Annotated in this window: 6 protein-coding genes and 1 pseudogene; all 7 read right to left on the reverse strand. The window is 68.0% G+C overall.

Going from position 1 to position 3,651, the window contains the following annotated elements; all coding sequences use genetic code 11:
* Nucleotides 1-235 (reverse strand): annotated as a pseudogene (locus B1A78_RS20875) (metalloendopeptidase); the annotation flags it as partial.
* Nucleotides 232-660: a 23S rRNA (pseudouridine(1915)-N(3))-methyltransferase RlmH gene (locus B1A78_RS20880; protein WP_077148781.1), complete on the reverse strand. Its 429-nt coding sequence runs from the start codon at nucleotides 658-660 to the stop codon at nucleotides 232-234. The gene B1A78_RS20880 and the pseudogene B1A78_RS20875, both read right to left, overlap by 4 nt.
* A gap of 145 nt (nucleotides 661-805) precedes the next feature.
* Nucleotides 806-1,201 (reverse strand): ribosome silencing factor, encoded by a 396-nt coding sequence (gene rsfS, locus B1A78_RS20885; protein ID WP_179102119.1) that lies wholly within the window; start codon nucleotides 1,199-1,201, stop codon nucleotides 806-808.
* 6 nt (nucleotides 1,202-1,207) lie between these two features.
* Entirely contained in the window at nucleotides 1,208-1,852 is a 645-nt protein-coding gene (locus B1A78_RS20890) for a nicotinate-nucleotide adenylyltransferase (RefSeq protein ID WP_077148782.1), read from the reverse strand.
* Nucleotides 1,849-2,136, reverse strand: a complete 288-nt coding sequence (locus B1A78_RS20895) for a type II toxin-antitoxin system RelE/ParE family toxin (RefSeq protein ID WP_077148783.1) — start codon at nucleotides 2,134-2,136, stop codon at nucleotides 1,849-1,851. The genes B1A78_RS20890 and B1A78_RS20895 overlap by 4 nt, the downstream gene beginning before the upstream one ends.
* Nucleotides 2,124-2,387, reverse strand: coding sequence for a CopG family ribbon-helix-helix protein (locus tag B1A78_RS20900; RefSeq protein WP_077148784.1), 264 nt, complete (start codon nucleotides 2,385-2,387; stop codon nucleotides 2,124-2,126). The genes B1A78_RS20895 and B1A78_RS20900 overlap by 13 nt, the downstream gene beginning before the upstream one ends.
* 31 nt (nucleotides 2,388-2,418) lie before the next feature.
* Nucleotides 2,419-3,651, reverse strand: a 1,233-nt coding sequence (locus tag B1A78_RS20905) for a glutamate-5-semialdehyde dehydrogenase (protein ID WP_077148785.1), incomplete at its 5' end; no start/stop codon positions are given.

Below are 3,651 nucleotides of genomic sequence, written 5' to 3' on the forward strand. Positions count from 1 at the left end.
CGAGCGCGGCGCTGCGCTTTTTCAGCCGGTCGGCGGCGTCGGTTGCCGCGGCCGCCTGCGCTTCGAGCGCGGCGCTGCGGACCAGCGCCTCGGCCGATTGTTCCTTGGCCTCGATCAGTTGGCGGCGTTCCTGCGCGGCGATCGCCTCGGGATCGAAGACGTCGCTCTGCGCAACCGCGAGCGCGCCGCCGGCGAGCGCGAGCAGCAGCGCGGGCAGGGCGAAGGTCCGCCTCATTGCTGTCCCTCGCGGTGATAAGGATGGCCGGCGATGATGCTCGTCGCGCGCCACAATTGTTCGGCGAGCATCGCGCGCGCCATCAGATGCGGCCAGGTCGCACGGCCGAAGGCGATCGCCTTGTCGGCATGCTTGCGTTCGTCGGGGGTGAAGCCGTCGGCGGCGCCGAGACAGAAGCGCGCCTCGCGCACCCCGTCGTCGCGCCAGCGTTCGAGGAGCTTCGCGAGGTCGAGCGAGGTGATCTGCTCGCCCGTTTCGTCGAGCAATATGGTGCGGCTGCCGGGTGCCGCGGCGGGGACCTTGCCCCCGGCGTCGGGCAATTCGCTGATCTTCTGCGGCCAGGTGACGCGCTTCATATAGCGCTCGACCAGTTCGGCCTCGGGGGACCGCCCGATGCGTCCCCGCGCGATGATGTGCAGCAGCATGGCGTTCTATTTCACCTACGGTGAAGGCGGCACCAGCCCGCTCCCCCACCCGGCCTCCCCTACCATAGTAGCCTGTGGGAGGCCGGGTGGGGGAGCGGGCTGGTGCCGCCTCTGTTCGGGCCTTAGGCCGAACAGACTGAAAACGTCAATTTACAGCGGTGACGGGCGGCGCGTCGCCGAACGACCACATGCGCTCGAGGTTGTAGAAGCTGCGCACCTCGGGACGGAACAGGTGGACGATCACATCGCCCGCATCGATCAGCACCCAATCGGCGTTGGGCAGGCCTTCGACGCGGACGAGGCGGCCCGCTTCCTGCTTGATCCGCTGCGCCAGCTTGTCGGCGATTGCCGAGACATGGCGCGTCGAACGGCCGCTCGCGATCACCATATGGTCGGCGATGCTGCTCTTGCCGGCGAGCGGGATGGAAATGGTTTCCTGGGCCTGATCTTCGTCCAGCTGGTGGAGGATCAGGGCGTGGAGGGCCTCCACGCTGTCATTCGGTGCGGCGCCGGGCGCGGCATCCTTACTGGCGGCTATCAAGCTTTTTCATTCCTTTTCGTCCGTGGCCAGGCGCGAATGCGTCAGCGGGTCGCGCATCGCGCGGCCAGCATAGTTATCGAACCAGCGGGGGTTGGCCTGCCGTATTGCAGTTGCGGATCGCACATCGGGCGAAAATCGCAGGAACACGAGGGCAGGCGGTCTCCAGTCCGTCCAGTGACTTTTCTGGTCCGCGGGCCGGACGAAGCGCCGAAGCCAACCCATCGCCTGTACAGCATGGGTGCGGCCATTATAGCCCGGACGCGCGACAACCGCAATCGGCATCAATCGCGCGATCCCCCGCCAGTCGCGCCAGCGGGGCAATTGGGCGAGATTGTCGGCGCCCATGATCCAGATGAAGCGCCGGTTGGGATAGCGGCGGACGAGTTTTTTGAGCGTGTCGACGGTGTAGCGCGTCCCGAGTTCGGCCTCGATCGCGGTGGCGCGAATCGGCGAGCGCCGCGCCGCACGCTGCGCCGAGCCGAGCCGCGCGGGCAGCGGCGCCATGCCCTTCGCGGGCTTGAGCGGATTGCCCGGCGAGACGAGCCACCACAGTTCGTCAAGGTCGAGCGCGTCGATCGCGTTCAGGCTGATCGCGCGATGTCCGCCATGCGCCGGATTGAAGCTGCCGCCGAGGAGACCGGTGGGGATCATAACAGGCTCTGCCAGTCGCTTCGGTTGTGGACGAGCCGCAGGATCAGCAGCTTGGCGTCGGCGAACTCGTACAGGAGCACGAAGGGCTGGCCTTTGATCAGCAGCTTCCGCGTGCCGGCGTAGACGGGCGATCCAATGGCAGGGAATTGATCGAGGTGGGCGACCTGATTGCGGATGGCGCGAATGGCCTCGGCCGCTTCCCGTGGTGGACGATATTCGGTCAGCCAGTCATTGAGCGCCACCAGATCGGCGACGGCTTTATCCGACCAGATTATTCCGGGCATCGGGCCTCGTGCCCGGCGATCATGTCGTCCATCATCGCCAGAACGTCCGCATGATCTTTCACCCGGCCAGCGGCAATGTCCTCACGACCGTCCTGAAGGAAGGCGGCGAAGCGTGCTTCCTGCTCGGCGGCGTGACGCACCGCTTGCGCCACGAACCATGCGCGGCTGCGGCCCTGCTCGGCAACAATCTTGTCAACGAGTTCCAGCGTTTCCGAATCGATGCGCGCGGAAATGACGGCATGTTTGGTCATGCTGCCAATGTATCATTTGTATACAAATGATTCAAGGACGCGTCTGGCCGCTCCCGCGCACCAGCCATTTGTACGTAGTGAGCCCTTCGAGCGCGACCGGTCCGCGGGCGTGGAGGCGCCCCGTCGCGATGCCGATTTCGGCGCCGAGGCCGAATTCGCCGCCGTCGGCGAATTGGGTCGAGGCATTGTGCATCACGATCGCGCTGTCGACCTCGGCGAGGAAGCGTTCGGCAACCGCGGCGTCCTCGGTGACGATCGCGTCGGTGTGCTTGCTCGAATGCGCGTCGATATGCGCGAGCGCGCCTTTGAGGCCGCCGACCATCGCGACCGACACGATCGCGTCGAGATATTCGCAGTCCCAGTCGTTCGCGCTCGCGGGGGTGACATGCGGGCTCAAGGCCGCGACATCCTTGTCGCCGCGCACTTCGCAGCCGGCCTTGATCAGCGCCTCGACGATGGCGAGCGGCGCGGGATAGGCGCGGTCGATCAGGATCGTCTCGGTCGCGCCGCACACGCCGGTGCGGCGCATCTTGGCGTTGACCGCGAGGCTCACCGCCTTGGCGGGGTCGGCGGCGCCGTCGATATAGAGATGGTTGATGCCGTCGAGATGCGCGAGCACGGGCACGCGGGCCTCGTCCTGCACGCGCGCGACCAGGCTCTTGCCGCCGCGCGGGATGATGATGTCGATCAGCCCCTGCGCGCGCAGCATCGCGCCGACCGCGGCGCGGTCCTGCACCGGCACCAGCTGCACCGCGTCGGCGGGCAGCCCGGTCCGGGCAAGCCCCGCCGCGAGCGCGGCATGAATCGCGCGATTGCTGTGCACCGCCTCGCTGCCGCCGCGCAGGATCACGGCGTTGCCCGCCATCAGCCCGAGTGCCGCCGCGTCGGCGGTGACATTGGGGCGACTTTCATAGATGATTCCGACGACGCCGAGCGGCACGCGCACGCGGCTCAACACCATGCCGTTCGGACGCGCCGCGCGGTCGATTTCCATGCCGACGGGGTCGGGCAGCGCCGCGACCGCCTCGACCGCCTCGGCGATCGCGCCAAGGCGGACCTCGTCGAGCCGCAGCCGGTCGAGCATCGCCGCCGACAGCCCCGCCGCGCGGCCATCGGCCATGTCGCGCCGGTTGGCGTCGAGGATCGGGTCGGCGCGCAGGCGCAGCTGCTCGGCCGCTGCGCGCAGCGCCGCTGCCTTGGCCGCGGTCGGCACCGTCGCCAGTTGCTTCGCGGCGGCGCGCGCGCGCGCGCCTATGTCGGCGAT

The organism is Sphingopyxis sp. KK2 (assembly GCF_001990265.1).
GTDB lineage: Bacteria > Pseudomonadota > Alphaproteobacteria > Sphingomonadales > Sphingomonadaceae > Sphingopyxis.